The sequence below is a fragment of the Bacillus sp. BS1807G30 genome, assembly GCF_040047675.1.
GTDB classification, from domain to species: domain Bacteria; phylum Bacillota; class Bacilli; order Bacillales; family Bacillaceae; genus Bacillus; species Bacillus altitudinis.
The window spans coordinates 3,440,403-3,458,289 of sequence record NZ_CP157353.1; the positions used below are offsets into that span (position 1 = coordinate 3,440,403).

A 17,887-nucleotide genomic window follows, 5' to 3' on the forward strand; every position below is an offset into this window, starting at 1 on the left:
TCACAAAAGCCCCCCTAATCCGATCAAGTACACAGCTGTGAAGATGAAAATCCATACAACATCAAGGAAATGCCAGTATAGACTTGAGATAAAGATCTTCGCTGCTGTTTGTGGTGTTAATCCACGTTTTTTAATTTGGAACAAGACGCCCGTAATCCAGAAGATACCAATGGATACGTGTAATCCGTGAGTTCCTAAAAGAACAAAGAATGCAGACCAGTATGCACTTGTATGGATGCTCGCACCCTCATGTACATAATGGAAGAATTCGAAAATCTCAAAACCAACGAAGCCTGCACCTAGAAGCAGTGTCAGAATCGTCCAAATGACAACCCCTTTTGTACTTCCACGGCGCATTTCATGAACGGCAATCCCGCATGTAAATGAACTCACCAATAGCAGGAATGTCATGATCAATACAAGCTTCATATCAAATAGCTCAGCTGGCAAAACGCCGCCAGCTGTTCTGCCATGAAGAACAAAGTAGGTCGCAAAAAGTGTTGAGAATAACACGATTTCCGCGCCAAGGAATATCCAGAAACCAAGGATGTTTAAACGTCCTGTTTCAGACTGATATTCAAGCGGTGCATTTGCATAGCTGCTATCATTATGTCCCATTACTTCTGCGCCTCCTTATTCTTTTTCTCTGTTTCAATCACTTCTTCAACAGGAATATAGTAGCCATCGTCATATTCAAATGAACGTAAAATCATTGTTGCGAATACACCGATTAAGCCGATAACGCCAATCCAGTACCATTCAAATACAAGACCGAATGCACCAAGTCCGAAGAATGCAGACATGATAAGCGGTCTGCCTGAATTGTGCGGCATGTGAATTTTCTTGAATTCTTTTTCAGGATGAACGTCTACATTGTTTTGCTTCCAATGATGGAATGCATCTGGTGACGTCACTTCTGGAAGTGCTGCAAAGTTATAATGCGGCGGAATTGCAGAAGATGTCGCCCAGTCAAGCGTACGTCCTTCTCCCCAGCTGTCTCCAGACACTTCACGTTTCGCATGTCTCCAGCTGTAGTAAATGTTATAGCAAAGGATGATGAATCCGATACCCATCATGAATGCACCAATTGTTGAAATAAAGTTTAGTGCAGTCCAGCCATCTTCTGGTCCATACGTATAAATACGTCTTGGCATTCCTTGCAGTCCTAAGAAGTACTGCGGGAAGAAACAGATGTTAAATCCGATCATGAATACCCAGAAGAACCATTTGCCGATTCGTTCGTTTAACTTGTAACCAAACATTTTCGGATACCAGAAAACAAGACCTGCAAAACAAGCAAATACAGTACCTGCGATTAATACATAGTGGAAGTGGGATACTAAGAAGTACGTGTTATGGTACTGGTAATCCGCAGCTGCCATCGCAAGCATAACCCCAGTCACACCACCGATTACGAAGTTCGGGATGAAACCAAGTGCCCAAAGCATTGGGGATGTAAAACTGATACGGCCTCGATACATTGTAAAGAGCCAGTTAAAGATTTTCACACCTGTTGGTACAGAAATCGCCATTGTTGTGATTGAGAAGAATGAGTTAACCGCTGCACTGTTCCCCATTGTAAAGAAGTGGTGAACCCACACAAGGAAACTAAGAACAGAGATTGCCACAATCGATACAACCATCGCTTTGTAACCAAACAACTGCTTTCTTGAGAACGTCGCAAAGATTTCTGAGAAAATACCGAAAGCCGGCAGGATAACGATATATACCTCAGGATGTCCCCAAATCCAGAAAAGGTTCGCCCAAAGCATTGGCATTCCGCCCGCTTCGAGTGTAAAGAATGCTGAACCGAATAAACGATCGAATGTCATAAGTGCTAAAGCAACTGTTAAAACAGGGAATGCGAAAACGATAATGACAGACGTGATCAATGTTGTCCATGTAAACATCGGCATACGCATAAGCGTCATACCTTTGGTACGCATTTTTAAGATGGTCACCATGAAGTTAATACCTGTCATTAGTGTACCAATACCTGCAATTTGGAGCCCGAGCAAGTAGTAGTTCTGTCCAGGTCCTGGTGAGAAATCATTTCCGGCGAGCGGCATGTAACTCGTCCAGCCTGCACTTGGTGATCCTCCAATAACGAAGGAAATGTTGAACAGCATTGCTCCGACCATAAATGTCCAGAAGCTCAAGTTGTTCAAATACGGGAATGCAACGTCACGTGCACCAATTTGAAGAGGAACCACGACGTTGATTAAACCAATTAAGAATGGCATCGCCATGAATAAAATCATGATCGTACCATGCGTTGTGAAAATTTCATTATAGTGGTTTGAATCTAAAAACGTATTATTAGGAAGCGCCAGCTGCGCGCGCATCATCAGTCCGTCTACCCCACCGCGGAAGAACATAATCACAGCAGCAAGGATATACATGATTCCAAGCTTTTTATGATCAACTGATGTCAGCCATTCTTTCCAGAGCCATTTCCACTTTTTGAAGTAGGTTAAAACAAACACAATGGCAATGGAAGTAAGAGCGATAGAAATTTGCGCACCAAGAATTAATGGGTCTCCAGTTACAAAAAACTCATCCCATTTTAAATGCATAACGGCCTCCTCCTTTCCTTAGTCAGTTTATTCGTTTTCTAGTTTTCTTTTATAGTTCTTCACATTCTCGAAAGGATCTGTCTTGGAATGCGGAGAAACTGATTGGTAACCTAAACGTTTGCGTGCTTGGAGTGCATATTCAGAATCCTCTCCGTGCTTCGCAAAAGATAAATGTGTTGATGAGAATGTCTGCACATCTGCAGCATCAGGAAGCATCAAGTAGTCATACGTTTTCTTCGTTAACTTTGGTGCTTCTTTTTTCGTTTTATTTACCCATTTATCATAGTCAGACTGCGTCATCGCATTGACTTTGAATTTTTGCTGAGCAAAGCCTTCGCCTGTGAAGTTGGCGTTTCTTCCTTCATATGTGCCTACTTCATCAGCTTGAAGATATTGTTCCATTTCCATTCCAGCCATCGCATACTTCTCCCCGCCTAGCTGAGGAATCCATAGTGATGCCATTGTATCAGCAGAAGTGATTTTAAATAAAACCGGCTGATCTTTTGGAATGTTTAAGTAGTTCACTGTTTCAATATTTTCCTCTGGATAGCTGAAGATCCATTTCCAATCAACTGCTGTAGCATAAACGACAAGTGGATCTTTATGACTTGTTGCTTGAGGCGCCTCTTCCAAAGAGTAAATGGTTTTTACAGTTGGAACTGAAAGGGCAGCAACGATTAATATTGGGATCACTGTCCAGACAACTTCTAGAAGCGTATTCCCGTGTAGTTCTGGGTTATAAGAGGCGTTTCCAACGTCCTTACGCTCACGGTATTTAACCAAAATGATGGTAAACAGTACAAATACCGCACCAACGATAAAGAGCATGAATCCAATAGATAAAAGGATTAAGTCTTTTTGTTGTGCTGCGACTGGTCCTTTAGGATCTAAAACAGCGATATTGCTGCAACCTCCTAATACAAAAACACTCACGAGCATCGCTAATAAAAGCATAGGTTTAATGGCTCTGAACAAGAAGATCACCATCCTTCCTTAAATAATGTATAAATTGCTGAATAATTGTGAAAAGCCATCTGCCTTCGAAAACTTTTCTTCCCTTTGTAATGCTATCAAAATCTGTTGGAGTTAGCTTCCCTTTTTTCAAAAGTTCATTTATTTTTCAACAGATTTCTATTAAAATGTCATAAATTCGACATAAATATATATTATTGCACACACAATAAATTTCTAGGATTTTGAAAAGTTGAGAGTTGAAGGCAAAGGACATACAATCAAGAACTTTGTCAAATTTAGGTTTACCACAATAAAAAAGTTTGGTCAAATTTCAATTTAACTTTATGAAATTTTATCTAGGTAAACAATTCCGAAATAGGTATCCCCATATTTAACAAAAACCTTACTCATTTTAACGCAAGTCGACAAGAAAAGAAAGTATCGATCGCTCGCCTATGCGCTGTAATGATTGGTAATGGTGATAAATGAGTGGAAACTCACTAAAGACTTCCAGCAAAAAACCGGCTCATCGCCGGTTTCTCATTTATTCATCTCTCACCAAAATGTCTGGTCGCCTATAGATGCTTCCTTCATGTTCTATGTCTATATACGTCCACTTGCCTGTATAGGTTAAAAAGCGATTCCCCTCTTTCTCTACGACCATCGTATCCTCTGATTTCAATCCTGGTAAGGAAGGATTCCAAGTGAATACTTGATGAAGCTGGATCTCTTCCACGGATGAAGGAACTGCAATGATCTCTCTAGACACAAATCCAGTCTTCCCTCCTTGGTGAAGCTTTTTCCAGCTATCAGGAAATCCTTCTTTTTCATATTGAGCAATGCCTGCCTTCAATACATCTCCAATGGTGTTCCCTGGACGAGTGGCTGCATTCATGACCGTGTCAATTCGCGCAAGCCTTTCCTTGTTTTCTTCAAGCTCCTTTGGTAGCTGTCCAAAGTAAACGGATCTTGTGACATTTGCCACGAGTCCATGCCGTTCAGCACAAAGGACAACCAGTGCATGCTTTTGAAGTACTTTTTCTGTTGGGATCGGGTGGCGATATTGATGAATCCGGTCATCTGTCGCCACGAGCAGCACTTCTATCGTCATCCCCTGCCCGATCGCTCTTTGAGCAACAAGCGAAGCAATTTCATGCTCCGTCTGTCCTGGAACGATTTCTTTACAGACACTTTCTACAATAACAGCTGTGTCATGACAAAGGGTTTCGTATTGGCTGAGCTGTGGTGCTGAAAGGATTGATCGAACACGAGACAAATCGGGTTCGATCCATTCCACTCCTTCCATGTGAATATCCGCACCGATTCGTTTGTCTTTTATGAGTGTTTGAATGTAAGGAGTCTCATCCTCAAACCAATCCATTGTGACGACTTGAAAGGGATGGTCAAAATACGCCATTTCTTCTTCAATGATTCGTTTTTCTTCCATTTGATTCACAACTAGGACAATATCGTCTTTCAACACAAGTAGCTGACAAACGCCCTCTGGCGTGTTTAACACAATGTGGTTTCTTCTTCCTCCTGTAAGCCAAGAAAAGTTATTACGCTTTTGAATGAGAACACCGTCGAGTTGTTTTTCTTCCATTAAAGTTCTTACCTGTTCAATCATCAACTCATCACCTGCCTGTATGGAGTGTTTGAATGAAACGTTTAAATGCTGTTTTCCCTTGCTCTGTTCTTTTAAACACACCCGCCTGCGCGAGTATACGAGAAAAAATGAGTCCGATTTCTTTTTGTAAAATGGTTTCTACGTTGTCCTTCGTAAAGGTATTCTCTTCGATCAGACGCTCTGCCCATGACTCGTGCTTCATGATAGGCGGACAGGCTTTGATTTCTTCAAGAGGGTTTTTGGATAGCAGCGCCGCTTTTAGCTGGCTTAATTCCTCTGCTAATCTTCCAGGAAGGACGGCGAGACCCATGACTTCGATTAATCCGATATTCTCTTTTTTAATATGATGAACTTCTTTGTGCGGGTGGAAGATTCCGCCTGGGTGCTGCTTGTCTGTACGATTATTTCGTAGCACGAGATCTAATTCGTACTCATCCCCATGACGGCGTGCGATTGGTGTAATGGTATTGTGCGGGGTCTCTCCTGTATGAGAGAACAGCCCCGCTTCTGGATCTGAATACATTTTCCACTCATTTAATATAAAATCCGCTGCCTCCGCAAGTGTCTGCTGGTCGCTGCTTTGAAGCCTGATCACTGACATCGGCCATTTCACAATACCTGCCTTCATCCTCGGAAACTTTTCGAGAGAAAACACTTCTTCCATCTCTGCTTTCGCCATCGGAAATTCATGAGCACCACCTTGAAAATGGTCATGACTTAATATGCTACCTCCAACAATGGGAAGATCAGCATTTGATCCTATGAAATAGTGCGGATATATAGATATGAAGGAAAGCAGACGCTCGAAGGTCTTTTTAGATATCTGCATTGGTTCATGCTCGCCCTTGAACACAATACAATGTTCGTTGTAATACACATACGGCGAGAATTGCATAAACCACGACTCATTTGTAAGTGTCACCGGAATAATCCGGTGATTCTGTCTTGCTGGGTGATTGATGCGTCCCCCAAACCCAACATTTTCTTTACAAAGGAGACAAAGAGGATATTGCTTTTGACTCAGCTTTTTGGCTTCAGCGATCGCTTTTGGGTCCTTTTCCGGTTTCGATAGATTAATCGTAATCTCAAGCTCACCATCTTCTGTCGGTGTAAACCACTGCACATTTTTGGCGATTCTGCCTGTATGAATATAGTGGGCATGCTGCTGCATTTCATAAAACCAGCTTGTCGCTGCCTTTGGTCCGTCATGTTGGCGTTTCTCTTCAAACTTTGCATAGATGACACTCGGAGGCGCCACCAAGCAGCCCATGATTTTGGCATCTAATAAATCACGATACGTATCTGTCCCGTCAGGAATAAGACCTGTTTCAACTGCCCAATCGAGCATCGGCATTAAGATGTCTTCAAGGTCGCTGTCTCCTGAGACTGTTCTTGCCTCAGCATCATCGAGACCAAGCACCTCTAGCAGCCGGTTCCTTGTATAATCCATATCTAGTGGTGATATTAGCTCTGTATTGATCCCGTACTGAATCAGCTGTTCTAGCTTTTCAAAAATATCAATCGCCATTCCCTTTGTCTCCTCCCTTGCCTGCTACACGTTACTCACTTTGATAGCCATCTGGATGTTTCTGAAACCAATCCCATGCACTTTGAATGATGGTGTGGAGATCTGCATATTGCGGCTTCCATCCTAGTTCTTTCAGCGCTTTTTCTGATGAAGCAATCAGCTTAGCTGGATCACCCGCACGTCTTTCTGCCACCTGTGCTGGAATGGCATGCCCCGTCACTTCTCTTGCAGCTTCTACGACCTGCTTCACAGAGAAGCCTGTGCCGTTCCCTAAGTTGTACGTCGCGCTTCCTTTTCCTTCACGCAGACGCTCAACCGCTAGAATGTGCGCCTCTACTAAATCCATGACATGAATGTAGTCTCTAATGCATGTACCATCCTCTGTTTCATAATCATCACCGTAAATCATGATTTGATCACGCTTTCCTAAAGCCACTTGTAGAATAATCGGGATTAAATGCGTTTCTGGCTGATGATCTTCACCGACAATCCCTTCTGTATGAGCACCGGCTACATTAAAATAGCGAAGCACAACATATTCAATACCATATGCCTGCTCAGACCACTTCAGCATTTTCTCAATCGCGAGCTTCGTTTCCCCATAAGGATTTGTTGGGTTCGTCTCATCCGTTTCAACGATCGGTACACGCTTTGGTTCACCATATGTCGCAGCAGTTGAAGAGAATACAATGCGTTTCACATCAAATTCATTCATCACCTGAAGTAAAGCCGTTGCCCCTCCGACATTGTTGTCATAGTACTTCAGCGGGTCTGTTACACTTTCTCCAACAAGAGAATCTGCCGCAAAGTGCATGACCGCTTCTATGTCATGCGTTTGAAAAACCCGTCTTAAAAAAGCATGACCCCTTAAATCTCCCTCTTCTAATACGGCATCCTTTACGACTGCCTCTTTATGACCTGTCTGCAAATTATCCACAATTACTACTTGTTCTCCTTTAGCCAAAAGAGCCGCTACCGCATGACTGCCAATAAAACCTGCTCCCCCACATACTAAAATTGCCATCAAAATTCCTCCTTCGTTAATTCTCTAGCGCCGCCTCCAATTCCAGCTGTGTAAAAAGAGGCTTGAATGCCTGTTTTTTCTTGATAAATCGCACCTGTTTCTTCTATAAATGAGTCCAGAAGCTCTTCAATCACAATGCTGACGGTACAGCCCCCAAAGCCAGCACCTGTCATACGGGAACCAATCGCCCCTGGATGTTGCCATGCGGCTTCGGCCAGTGCATCTAGCTCATGCCCAGTGACTTCATAATCATTCTTTAAAGAAAGGTGAGATGCCTTCATGAGTGCACCTAGTTCTTCCATTTTATCATCTTTCAGAAAATTTACTGCTTTCATGGTCCTCTCGTTTTCCGTGATGGCATGTCTTGCACGTTTTCTACACGTTTCATCTTGTATCAAATGTTCATGCTTAGCGAATTCATCCACCGTGAGCTCACATAAATGCGCAATATCTCGTTCTTTTCTAAGATCGTTTAAAGCAGATTGACATTCTGAACGGCGTTCATTGTATTTGGAATCTGCAAGTGTTCGTTTTTTATTTGTATTGGCAATGACAAGTGCCAGACCCTCTTGCCGAAATGGGCTGTATTCAAAGGAAAGCGTGTCACAATTGAGCAAAATAGCGTGACCTTCTTTTCCAAGACTAATTGAAAATTGATCCATAATGCCGCAGTTCACGCCAATAAACTCATTTTCAGCACGCTGCGCAAGAAGGGCTAGGTCGATTTGCGTTACGCCGAATGACGACCATTCATTGATCAAGACAGCCGTGACGAGCTCAATAGAGGCAGAGGATGACAGGCCTGCGCCATTTGGGATATTGCCGGCATATACAATATCAAAGCCTTCTTTCACATCCATGCCTGCTTCGATAAACTGTTGGAATACTCCCTTCGGATAATTCGCCCAGCCGTCCGATTCTGAGAAAGCGATTTCAAAAAGGTCGAACTCTTTCACACCTTCTTCTTCAAAATTCAAGGAATACATTCTGACGCGTCCATCTGATCGTCTTGCTCCCGCAGCATATGTACCAAGAGTGAGTGCACATGGAAAGACATGGCCCCCATTATAATCTGTGTGTTCACCAATCAGATTGACTCTGCCTGGGGCGAAAAAATAGCGGAGTTCTTCCTGATCTCCAAATTGCTGGTGAAATGCTGCTCGTAATGTGTCGATCATATCCATTCCCCTTTTCTCTTCTGATAATCTTATTTTAGTTGCCCCGTCAGCTGAAGTTCAATGGTAAAAAAATCGTTAAAAAATACCCTTTTTTTGCTGTGAATGGTACGATGTGATATGAGGTGTAACATGATTCAAAATAGAAAAAGGTTGTTTTTTGCTGTGAAGGAGGGTTTCCAATTTGAAGAAGGAAGCATTTGCATTTCGTTTTCACCATTCTGATGTGACATTGCCGGCCCAAATCTGGTCTGTTGGCTGGGAAGTTCAATCATCTTCGTTATACAGCTGGAATGGCGTAGAGCGGAAGGATCAGGGCAAGTGCATCTTTCAGCTCACACTGTCTGGACACGGCATGATTGAAATCGGACAGAAACGATTCAAAGTATTGCCTGGACAGGCCTTTCTGGTGAAAAGCCCCAGTGCTTATCAATACTATTTTCCAGAAGACAGTGAACATTGGGAATTTCTCTATTTAACACTTTATGGGGAAGCCTGTGACCTTTGCTTTGATCAATTTATCGATCAAGGAAAGCAGGTCATGCGTTTTCATCCGAATTCCAAACCGATCCGCCTGCTAAAGAAGATTTATGATGAAGCCAGTGAAAGACGGATTACCAATCCATTTGAGGGGTCTAGCCTTGCTTATCAATTTGTCATGGAACTGTATTCATATTTGCCAAAGCTTGAGGGACAAATGGAGAAATGGCCTGAGCCCATCGTCCAAGCGGCCTTATTTGCAAGCCACCATTTTCACGAGGAGATTGGGCCTGACGATATGGCAGCTGCGGCACGTTTATCCAAAAGTCATTTTACGAGGGAATTCAAAAAGGCAACTGGCTTCACACCGATTCATTATTTAACCAATATTCGTTTAGAGAAGGCGGAAACGTTACTGAAAACAACGAAATACTCGATTGAAGAAATCGCCACACAGTGCGGCTACCGAAACGCGAATTACTTGAATAAAGTCTTTCGAAAGAAAATCGGCATGTCTCCAAAGCAACTCCGGGAAACAAGCGATGCATAATAAAAAGCAGCCGCTTTTCAATTGGCTGCTTCTTTTACGCTTTCGTCAGGTCAACACGAATTCTCCCTTGTCTTAAAACAATGGTCATTTGCGTATCAGGGGTCATTAAATTTTCTAAAATGTCCGTCGCTGTTTGAAGCGCAATGTCCATTCGGTTGATCTTTTCCTTTTCTTGTTCAGAAAATGCTTCTGGATGTGCGGTCATTTCTTTGACTAGCCTCAACACTTGTTCATGCTGCTTTTCTGTTTGTTGATATATGGCATCATATAATTCGTCTGGCCTGCTGCTCATTTCACATCACCTATCTTTTTCATGTGTTAAATCGCATCTTCTTTTGTTTTCTTGAAGACGAACCATTTACTGGCGACATAATTGACCACGACAATCACAAAGTTAACAAGAATTTTTGCGACGGTTTCGTTGAGCGCCATTTGGCTCACAAATAAAATCATCAGCCCCAGATCTACACCTAGAGACATGAGACGGACACTAAAAAATGAAGAAAGCTCACGCATCAGGCTTTTTGTGTCACGAGCCTTTTGCTTGAAGACATACTTCTTATTGGTGATATAAGCAAAGAGCACAGCAAATACCCATGAAACAACCGTTGCTGTTTTGTAATCCATAGAAAACATCTCAACGAATAAATAGAAGCTGACTATGTTGACAATGGTTGTACACACACCCATGATCAGATACATGACAACTTCTTGATACTTTTGAAAAAGGCTATACATGTCTTTCTTCATTCCTTCTTGGTGAATTCTGTTTCTTTTAGAATACCATCTTAAGAAGAACTTCCCAAACGCACAATATGTGCGTCCTGCAAAGATGAAATTTGTTCACGCTGATGGCATATGTCAACCTTATTGGTTTATATGAGTCAAATGATTTAGGTCTTTATCATTATTTTAATTTATAATCTTTTAACTGACTTTACAATTGTTTATTATGAGAAGTAAGAATTCAATATTTATGGGTTTTTTAGTCATTTTTTTAGGAACGTGGTAGGTGATAGATTTTACAAAATAGGTTAAATGTCATCATTTTTCGACAAAAATCTATTTTTGTACTCCATTCACATACACGTACAGTTACTAGACGGTTTGTTCAAGTCATTGGTTGCAGATGAATATGTCTTATTGAACTGGAGGATATTATGGATACGCAAGTGAAAAGAAGAGTTGACGAAGAGTGGGTTTATTTGATTCAAGAAGCGAAAAAAATTGGACTAGGCATCGAGGAAATACAAGCTTTTTTAACATCCAACGGTGATCAGAAGATGATAAACAAACCGTAATCAACGCCGTTATCCTTTGTCTTTCAGATTGCTTTGGCTAAAGTTCTAACCTGTCAATTGACCTTTTAAACATCCTTTCATGACGATACGCTACAATAATTGAACACCTCATCATACCAATCCCTTCCACTCAATGGGGTTCTGTCTTTCTATTTTTAGGAGGACAGTCCGTTCCCTGTTCTTTATATGACCCCTTTTTAGCTGTCATTCATGGAAATTGCCCATTTTCGTTATAAAACCAAGCTCCCCACCCATATATTAAGCATGAGACACAAGAAAGAAGAAAGGTGGGTGGCGCGTGAGTTCAGATTCCCTATCTTATTATCATCAAAAGAAGGATCAATATTATCACGGTGTGAACCCTGTGATTGTCCATCGTATTCGTAAGGAATGGACGTCTATCTTGGATATCGGATGCGGCACAGGCCAGCTTGGCAAAGTCCTAAAACAACAAGACCGTACCATATATGGAATTGAATCTTTTGAAGATGCGGCAAAGCAGGCTGAGAAAGCGCTGGATCATGTTTTATGCGGCAATATTGAACAGATGGCGCTGCCTTATCAGCATGAACAATTTGACTGCATCATTTTCGGAGACGTCCTTGAACATTTATTAGACCCTTGGGCCGTTTTAAAAAAGGTCAAACCTTTTCTGAAAAAGGAAGGGGTCATCTTGTCTTCCATTCCGAATATTGGTCATATTTCAACGGTTTTAGAATTACTGGCTGGGAGATTTTCTTATACAGATGCAGGATTAATGGATCAAACACATTTACGCTTCTTTACCCTTCACGAAATTCATGCCCTCTTTCAGTCAGCCGAGTTCCATGTTCGTGAGCTTGAAACCATTCGTGTACAACACCCTTCCTATACGGGCGTCATGAATGATCTACATGAATTACTCGTAAAACATGGCATCCGTTTTGATTTTAACGAGGCAGCGACAGCCTATCAATACGTGGTTGAGGCGGTTCAACTCAATGAGTAGCCCCACCATCTTATTTGTTTTATGTGTAAATGATGAGTCGATGTTTCAAGCTTGCTTCCGGCAGCTTGCTTCACTTCCTGCTCCGCACGGGTATCATGTAGAGGTTTTGCCCATTAGACATGCATCAAGTATGGCCTCTGGATACAATGAAGCTCTCACTCATCCTGCACAGTTTAAAATTTATCTTCATCAAGATACACTCATCGTCAAACAGCATATGCTTCTCGAGCTGATCCCACTTTTCTTGCAGAATCCGTCACTTGGCATGCTTGGGGTAATAGGTGCAGAAAGTGTGCCAGACAATGGAATCTGGTGGGAGAGCCATGATTGCAGAGGGAAAGTCATTGAATATCGGCACGACACCTATCAGCTGCTAACGTTTGAATCTGGTCATCCACAGACAGAGCCCCAAGGTTATATCAAAGCTTCTGCTATTGACGGTCTTTTTATGGCAACACAATATGATATCAAGTGGCGTGAGGACCTCTTAGACGGGTTTCATTTTTATGATGTGTCACAGTCTTTTGAGTTTGCACAGCAGGGATATGAGGTTGGGATTGCAAGGCAAGTGGAGCCCTGGTGTATTCACAAATGCGGAGATCATTTTGATGCAGAAGCATATGAAAAAGCAAGACAAACATTTCTTGCAAATTATCGATAGAAAGCACCCTTTTTGGGTGCCTTTTTTATGATATACTGTCATAAACAACCAGATCGTCTCATATGCATTGGAGTACCTTGTCCCTAATTCGTACAAAGGAGGAAACAATGGCAGACAAAAACGTTCATTATAAGAAGGTTGCCGCTTCAAAGGATTTTCGAAAACTTCTTGAGGAAAAACGCAGATTTATCGTACCGATGACGATTTTCTTTTTTCTCTTTTACTTTTCACTTCCGGTTGCTACATCCTACTTCACCTTTTTGAACACGCCAGCAATTGGAGCGATCACGTGGGCTTGGTTATTTGCCCTCACGCAATTTGTGATGACATGGGTTTTATGTGGGCTTTATGCAAAAAAAGCAGCTCAGTTTGACAAATATGTAAGCGCTTTAAAAGTTGAATCAAGAGGTGATGACGAATGAGTATGACCGCTTTTATTTTATTCATAGCGATCGTAGGTCTCACATTGGTCATCACGTATTTTGCTGCGAAAAAAACAAGCAATGCGAGTGATTTTTACACCGCAGGCGGCGGACTGACTGGATTTCAAAATGGCCTTGCCATCGCCGGGGACTATATGTCTGCTGCTTCATTTTTAGGGATCGCCGGCATGATCGCCTTAAATGGATTTGACGGCTTTTTCTATAGTATTGGCTTTCTTGTAGCGTATCTTGTCGTCCTTTATGTCGTGGCTGAACCGCTTCGAAATCTAGGAAAATATACGATGGCTGATATGATTGCTGCACGATTTAAGCGTCCTGCCATTCGAGGGGTAGCCGCATTTAACACAATCACAGTCTCAACTTTTTATATGATTGCACAGCTTGTTGGGGCAGGTGCATTAATTAAGCTGCTTCTTGGCATTGATTACTGGATTGCGGTGCTGATCGTAGGTGTCTTGATGACTATTTATGTCGTGTTTGGCGGCATGATCGCCACCAGCTGGGTACAGATCACGAAAGCTGTGCTTCTCATGCTGGGCACGCTGATTATTTCGCTGCTTGTGTTTGCCAAGTTTGATTTTAGCCTGCTGAAGATGTTTGAGCAGATGAAAACAGCGACCCCGCTTGGTGAAGCTTTTCTTCACCCGGGAAATAAATATGATGTGCCTTTAGAGACCCTGTCTCTGAACCTTGCCCTTGTGCTAGGAACAGCAGGTTTGCCGCACATTTTGATCCGTTTTTATACGGTAAAGGATGCCATTTCTGCGCGTAAATCTGTTCTATCCGCTACGTGGATCATCGGGATTTTTTATTTAATGACGGTTTTCCTCGGCTTCGGTGCCGCTGCTTTTGTCGGAACAGAAGCGATCACGGCAGCCGATGCAGCAGGAAACATGGCCGCTCCACTACTCGCCCAAGCGCTTGGAGGAGATTTATTATTTGCCTTTGTTTCCGCTATTGCCTTTGCGACCATTTTAGCAGTGGTGACCGGTCTTGTTTTATCCGCCGCGTCTGCCTTTGCCCATGATTTTTATAGCCAGATTATCCGCAAAGGAAAAGCGAGTGAACGGGAACAGGTGAAGGCGGCACGCTTTGCTTCCATCGGCGTGGCCATCCTTTCCATCATTCTTGCATTATTTGCGCAATCTTTAAACGTTGCTTTTCTTGTGTCACTTGCCTTCGCAGTGGCAGCAAGTGCGAATTTACCGTTGATTATCTTCACTGTCTTTTGGAAACGATTTAACTCAACAGGTGCTATCGCAGGAAGCTTAACAGGTCTTCTGAGCGCACTCCTGATCGTGTCACTCAGCCCAAGCGTCTGGGACCCATCAGGGGCAGCAATTTTCACAGGAGAGCCGCTTATCCCACTATCGAACCCTGGGATTATCTCGATCCCGCTCGGATTCCTTGCGGCTTACTTAGGCACCATTTTCTCCTCTGAAAAAGCAGATGAAGACACCTTTACAGAAATTCAAGTAAAAGCACACACAGGCATGCATATGGATACAGATTGATGAGAAAAAGCCGGCTGCTCTGCCGGCTTTTTAATATCGCTGGAATAACTCTGGGTTTTTCGGGACGTTTTCTAAATAAACGATCTTTCCTTGATCATCCAGCTCCGCAATATCAATGCCTTCTGCTGTATATACACGACCGTCTGTTAACTTTCCGCAAACAGCCCAGTTTGTTTCATACTTCCCATCTTCTCGTTTCACCCAGCCATCCCACATGTGCTTAATGTCTTCATGTACGTGGAAAAATGTGTTCAAAAACTGTGTGAACGCTTGGATGCCAGGCTTTTCAGCACCATTTAAGACAATCATGACATCATCAGAAAACAATGCCAGCAATTCGTTCATTTGCTCTTGCCCTTTTCCCGCTTCATCATATCGGCGAAAATACGTATCGAGCACTTCCATGATTCATTCTCCTTTATTTACCTGTCATTTCGAAAACAATCAAACAATTAGATTGTACACAATTGTATCTCTTCTGTCTATTTTTCACGCAGGTAGAAAAGACATGGATGAGTCAATCCATGTCTTTTAGAGATGAAAGAGCTGCTTTCTCTGACTCGACGAGAGATGTTAGTTCTTCCGCAGCTTTTTTCGGATCAGCGCTTTGGCTAATGGCGCTAATGATGCTAATGCCATCGGCTCCCGCTTGGATGACTGGTGCCGCATTTTCATATGTGATACCGCCGATGCCCACAATAGGAATGTGAAGACCGTGTTGACGTACTTCGTTGATTAAAGAAACACCTTGGACACTGCGTGTATCCTTTTTTGTTTCTGTAGGATAGACTGGACCCATCCCAACGTAATCTGCCCCGTCCTTCATCGCTTGCCTCACTTCATCTAGATTGTGCGTGGACACGCCTAATATTTTATTCCCGATTCTTTGCCGTACATCTTGTGCAAGTGTATCTTCCTGCCCAACATGGACACCATCTGCATCAAGATCGATTGCAAGCTGTACATCATCATTTACGATAAAGGGGATATTCGCTTCTTGGCAAAGTGCTTGAATCTGCCGAGCGATTTTTTTCTTTTCTTCACCTTGCAGAGCACCTTCACCCTTTTCACGAAACTGAAACATCGTGATCCCGCCTTGAATGGCCTCTTTCACCACATCAAGCGGATGCCGGCTTGTATTCGCTGTTCCCATAATAAAATAAACCGATAATTGCTGTTTGATTAGCTGCTGATCAACCTTCGTCATGCAAAATTCCCCCTATTTTTCCTAACGTGATCACATCTTGACCATTTGTATTGGACAGCGCGTTTAGCAATTCGATTTGAAAGGTCCCTGGCCCTTTCTCATCTGTCTGCTGAGCTGCCTTTTCTGCAGCGACACCATAAAACAGCAGAGCTGATGCTGACGCATGAACTGGACGTTCCCCTGTTGCACAAAATGCCCCTATGACAGAGGTGAGTAAACAGCCGGTCCCTGTCACCTTGGTTAACCATTCGTGTCCATTATGAATAGACAGAACCTCTTCTCCATCTGACACGACATCCACTTTCCCTGTAATCGCCACAACGGTTTGAAGTGCTTTTGCCGCCTGCTTTGCTAAAGACGATACATCTCCATTTGCCCCTTTTGCATCAACGCCTTTTGACTGCCAGCCCTCCACTCCAATTAAATGAGCCATTTCAGCAGCATTCCCTCTGACAACAGTGATGTCCACTTGCTGTAACAGCTGTTTCGCCGCACTCGTCCGAAACGTTGTCGCACCAACACCAACAGGATCTAATAGAACTGGTACACCTTTTTCATTGGCCGCTTGTCCAGCAATGACCATTGCCTCCACTGTATCCTTTGTTAGTGTACCGATATTCAGCACAAGTGCATCCGCTAATTGCGCCATTTCTGCCACTTCTTCTTTGGCGTTTGCCATGACTGGAGAAGCACCTAAAGCAAGCAGTCCATTCGCTGTAAAGTTCGTCACAACTTGGTTGGTGATATTATGGACAAGCGGATTTTCCGCTCGAACCTTTTCCAAAAGATGAGACACGCAGCTTAATTTCATCTGTATCGTCCTCCCTTTTACTCTGCATCCCACACATAGGATTTTGTATGCTTTAACCATTCTCTTGCAGCAAAAGACAAGTAGCGGTCCTTTCGCCAAATGACACCCAAATGCCACGGAATAGACGGATTTAAGGAAATGATCCTCACTTTATCAGGATCTAGATCACGGCAAATCCGTTCAGGCAGAAGCCCGATTCCAAGGTTCTCAGCAACCATTTCACTGATGAAATCCCATTGTGACGTTTCATAAATAACGTTCGGCCTGAATCCAGCATTCATACATTCATTTAAGATTCGGCTGTGCAGAACGAAATCTTCTCGAAAGAAAATAAAAGACTCTTCCTTTAAATCAGCCAAATGAACCTCATCACGTCCTGCCATCGGATGTGATGGATGGGTGACAAGCTTCATATTCTCTTTAATGATGGTGTATGTATGAAAAATTTTATCATTTGCAGGCAGAACAATGACACCAATATCTAATGATCCATCCTCTACCCCTTCCTCTACTTTAATGGAGCCGTGCTCCACCAATTGAAAGGTGACATCTGGATACTGCTGGCGGAATTCCCCCATCACATTTGGGAAAAAACTTGATCCAATCATGGGCGGCAGTCCTATTCGGATATGTCCTTTTTTCACATTCATTAAATCATTTAATTCACTCGTTAAGTTCTGAAAGGATTGTGTGATTTCACTCGCCTGTGTATACATGGTTTGTCCAGCATCTGTCATTTCAACCTGTCTGCCATTACGGTAAAACAACTGCACACCTAGCTCATCCTCTAGGTTTTTGACCATCTTGGAAATGGTCGGCTGTGACACATAGAGCGATTGCGATGCTTTCGTAAAACTCTTTAACCGTGCCACTTCTAAGAAATATGTTAAATGTCTGATGTCCACATGGTTCACCCTTTCTATAGACAAAAGGAATACTAACTATTCGATATATGTATTTTACCTATAATAGAACGTGCTGTACACTTTAAAGTAAGCTCACCGATTAGAACGTTGTGTTGTTTTTGTGAAACAGTGAACAATTTATA

General features: G+C 42.7%; 19 protein-coding genes. 6 read left to right on the forward strand and 13 right to left on the reverse strand.

The genetic code is table 11. The annotated features are described in order from the left end of the window. The 7 genes from qoxC to ABG082_RS17790 form a co-directional block, all read right to left on the reverse strand. Positions 1-618: a cytochrome aa3 quinol oxidase subunit III gene (qoxC, locus tag ABG082_RS17760; RefSeq protein ID WP_007497820.1), complete on the reverse strand. Its 618-nt coding sequence runs from the start codon at positions 616-618 to the stop codon at positions 1-3. Continuing rightward, on the reverse strand, positions 618-2,576 hold the full coding sequence (gene qoxB, locus ABG082_RS17765) for a cytochrome aa3 quinol oxidase subunit I (RefSeq protein WP_008345496.1): 1,959 nt from the start codon (positions 2,574-2,576) through the stop codon (positions 618-620). The genes qoxC and qoxB overlap by 1 nt, the downstream gene beginning before the upstream one ends. Before the next feature lie 27 nt (positions 2,577-2,603). Continuing rightward, on the reverse strand, positions 2,604-3,560 hold the full coding sequence (gene qoxA / locus ABG082_RS17770) for a cytochrome aa3 quinol oxidase subunit II (RefSeq protein ID WP_089374137.1): 957 nt from the start codon (positions 3,558-3,560) through the stop codon (positions 2,604-2,606). Positions 3,561-4,074: 514 nt separating this feature from the next. Beyond that, a complete protein-coding gene (locus ABG082_RS17775) occupies positions 4,075-5,157 on the reverse strand; it encodes an aminopeptidase P family protein (protein WP_348936332.1) in 1,083 nt (360 codons plus the stop codon). Positions 5,158-5,164: 7 nt separating this feature from the next. Next, a complete protein-coding gene (gene galT / locus ABG082_RS17780) occupies positions 5,165-6,685 on the reverse strand; it encodes a UDP-glucose--hexose-1-phosphate uridylyltransferase (RefSeq protein WP_348936333.1) in 1,521 nt (506 codons plus the stop codon). Positions 6,686-6,716: 31 nt separating this feature from the next. Further along, positions 6,717-7,709 (reverse strand): UDP-glucose 4-epimerase GalE, encoded by a 993-nt coding sequence (galE, locus tag ABG082_RS17785; protein WP_348936334.1) that lies wholly within the window; start codon positions 7,707-7,709, stop codon positions 6,717-6,719. Beyond that, a complete protein-coding gene (locus ABG082_RS17790) occupies positions 7,709-8,893 on the reverse strand; it encodes a galactokinase (protein ID WP_348936335.1) in 1,185 nt (394 codons plus the stop codon). Before ABG082_RS17790 ends, galE begins: the two co-directional genes overlap by 1 nt. Positions 8,894-9,068: 175 nt before the next feature. On the opposite strand from ABG082_RS17790, the gene ABG082_RS17795 reads away from it, so the two are divergent. Then, the gene (locus ABG082_RS17795) at positions 9,069-9,914 is read left to right on the forward strand and encodes an AraC family transcriptional regulator (RefSeq protein WP_008345501.1); all 846 of its coding nucleotides are present in this window, start codon (positions 9,069-9,071) and stop codon (positions 9,912-9,914) included. A 34-nt stretch (positions 9,915-9,948) separates the two neighbouring features. On the opposite strand, the gene ABG082_RS17800 is transcribed toward ABG082_RS17795, so the two are convergent. Both ABG082_RS17800 and ABG082_RS17805 read right to left on the reverse strand, forming a co-directional pair. Further along, entirely contained in the window at positions 9,949-10,206 is a 258-nt protein-coding gene (locus ABG082_RS17800; RefSeq protein ID WP_008345502.1) for a hypothetical protein, read from the reverse strand. 26 nt (positions 10,207-10,232) lie between these two features. Next, complete coding sequence (locus tag ABG082_RS17805; protein WP_024719496.1) at positions 10,233-10,616, reverse strand: GtrA family protein; 384 nt, start codon at positions 10,614-10,616, stop codon at positions 10,233-10,235. Between the two features lie 458 nt (positions 10,617-11,074). On the opposite strand from ABG082_RS17805, the gene ABG082_RS17810 reads away from it, so the two are divergent. The 5 genes from ABG082_RS17810 (at position 11,075) to ABG082_RS17830 (ending at position 14,821) form a co-directional block, all read left to right on the forward strand. Further along, entirely contained in the window at positions 11,075-11,215 is a 141-nt protein-coding gene (locus tag ABG082_RS17810) for an anti-repressor SinI family protein (RefSeq protein WP_008345506.1), read from the forward strand. Positions 11,216-11,513: 298 nt separating this feature from the next. Further along, the gene (locus tag ABG082_RS17815; RefSeq protein ID WP_348936336.1) at positions 11,514-12,203 is read left to right on the forward strand and encodes a class I SAM-dependent methyltransferase; all 690 of its coding nucleotides are present in this window, start codon (positions 11,514-11,516) and stop codon (positions 12,201-12,203) included. Then, on the forward strand, positions 12,196-12,864 hold the full coding sequence (locus ABG082_RS17820; protein WP_046526772.1) for a glycosyltransferase family protein: 669 nt from the start codon (positions 12,196-12,198) through the stop codon (positions 12,862-12,864). The genes ABG082_RS17815 and ABG082_RS17820 overlap by 8 nt, the downstream gene beginning before the upstream one ends. A gap of 107 nt (positions 12,865-12,971) precedes the next feature. After that, the gene (locus tag ABG082_RS17825) at positions 12,972-13,286 is read left to right on the forward strand and encodes a DUF485 domain-containing protein (RefSeq protein WP_024719499.1); all 315 of its coding nucleotides are present in this window, start codon (positions 12,972-12,974) and stop codon (positions 13,284-13,286) included. Then, positions 13,283-14,821, forward strand: a complete 1,539-nt coding sequence (locus tag ABG082_RS17830) for a cation acetate symporter (protein ID WP_041091531.1) — start codon at positions 13,283-13,285, stop codon at positions 14,819-14,821. The genes ABG082_RS17825 and ABG082_RS17830 overlap by 4 nt, the downstream gene beginning before the upstream one ends. A gap of 30 nt (positions 14,822-14,851) precedes the next feature. On the opposite strand, the gene ABG082_RS17835 is transcribed toward ABG082_RS17830, so the two are convergent. The 4 genes from ABG082_RS17835 to ABG082_RS17850 form a co-directional block, all read right to left on the reverse strand. Further along, on the reverse strand, positions 14,852-15,226 hold the full coding sequence (locus tag ABG082_RS17835) for a nuclear transport factor 2 family protein (RefSeq protein ID WP_008345523.1): 375 nt from the start codon (positions 15,224-15,226) through the stop codon (positions 14,852-14,854). A gap of 112 nt (positions 15,227-15,338) precedes the next feature. Next, positions 15,339-16,028 carry a thiamine phosphate synthase gene (gene thiE / locus ABG082_RS17840; protein WP_191219021.1) on the reverse strand — a complete coding sequence of 230 codons (690 nt, stop codon included), beginning with the start codon at positions 16,026-16,028 and terminating at the stop codon, positions 15,339-15,341. Next, positions 16,015-16,839 carry a hydroxyethylthiazole kinase gene (thiM, locus tag ABG082_RS17845; RefSeq protein ID WP_348936337.1) on the reverse strand — a complete coding sequence of 275 codons (825 nt, stop codon included), beginning with the start codon at positions 16,837-16,839 and terminating at the stop codon, positions 16,015-16,017. Before thiM ends, thiE begins: the two co-directional genes overlap by 14 nt. 17 nt (positions 16,840-16,856) lie before the next feature. Next, positions 16,857-17,744, reverse strand: a complete 888-nt coding sequence (locus ABG082_RS17850) for a LysR family transcriptional regulator (RefSeq protein ID WP_008345526.1) — start codon at positions 17,742-17,744, stop codon at positions 16,857-16,859. Positions 17,745-17,887 lie beyond the last annotated feature (143 nt).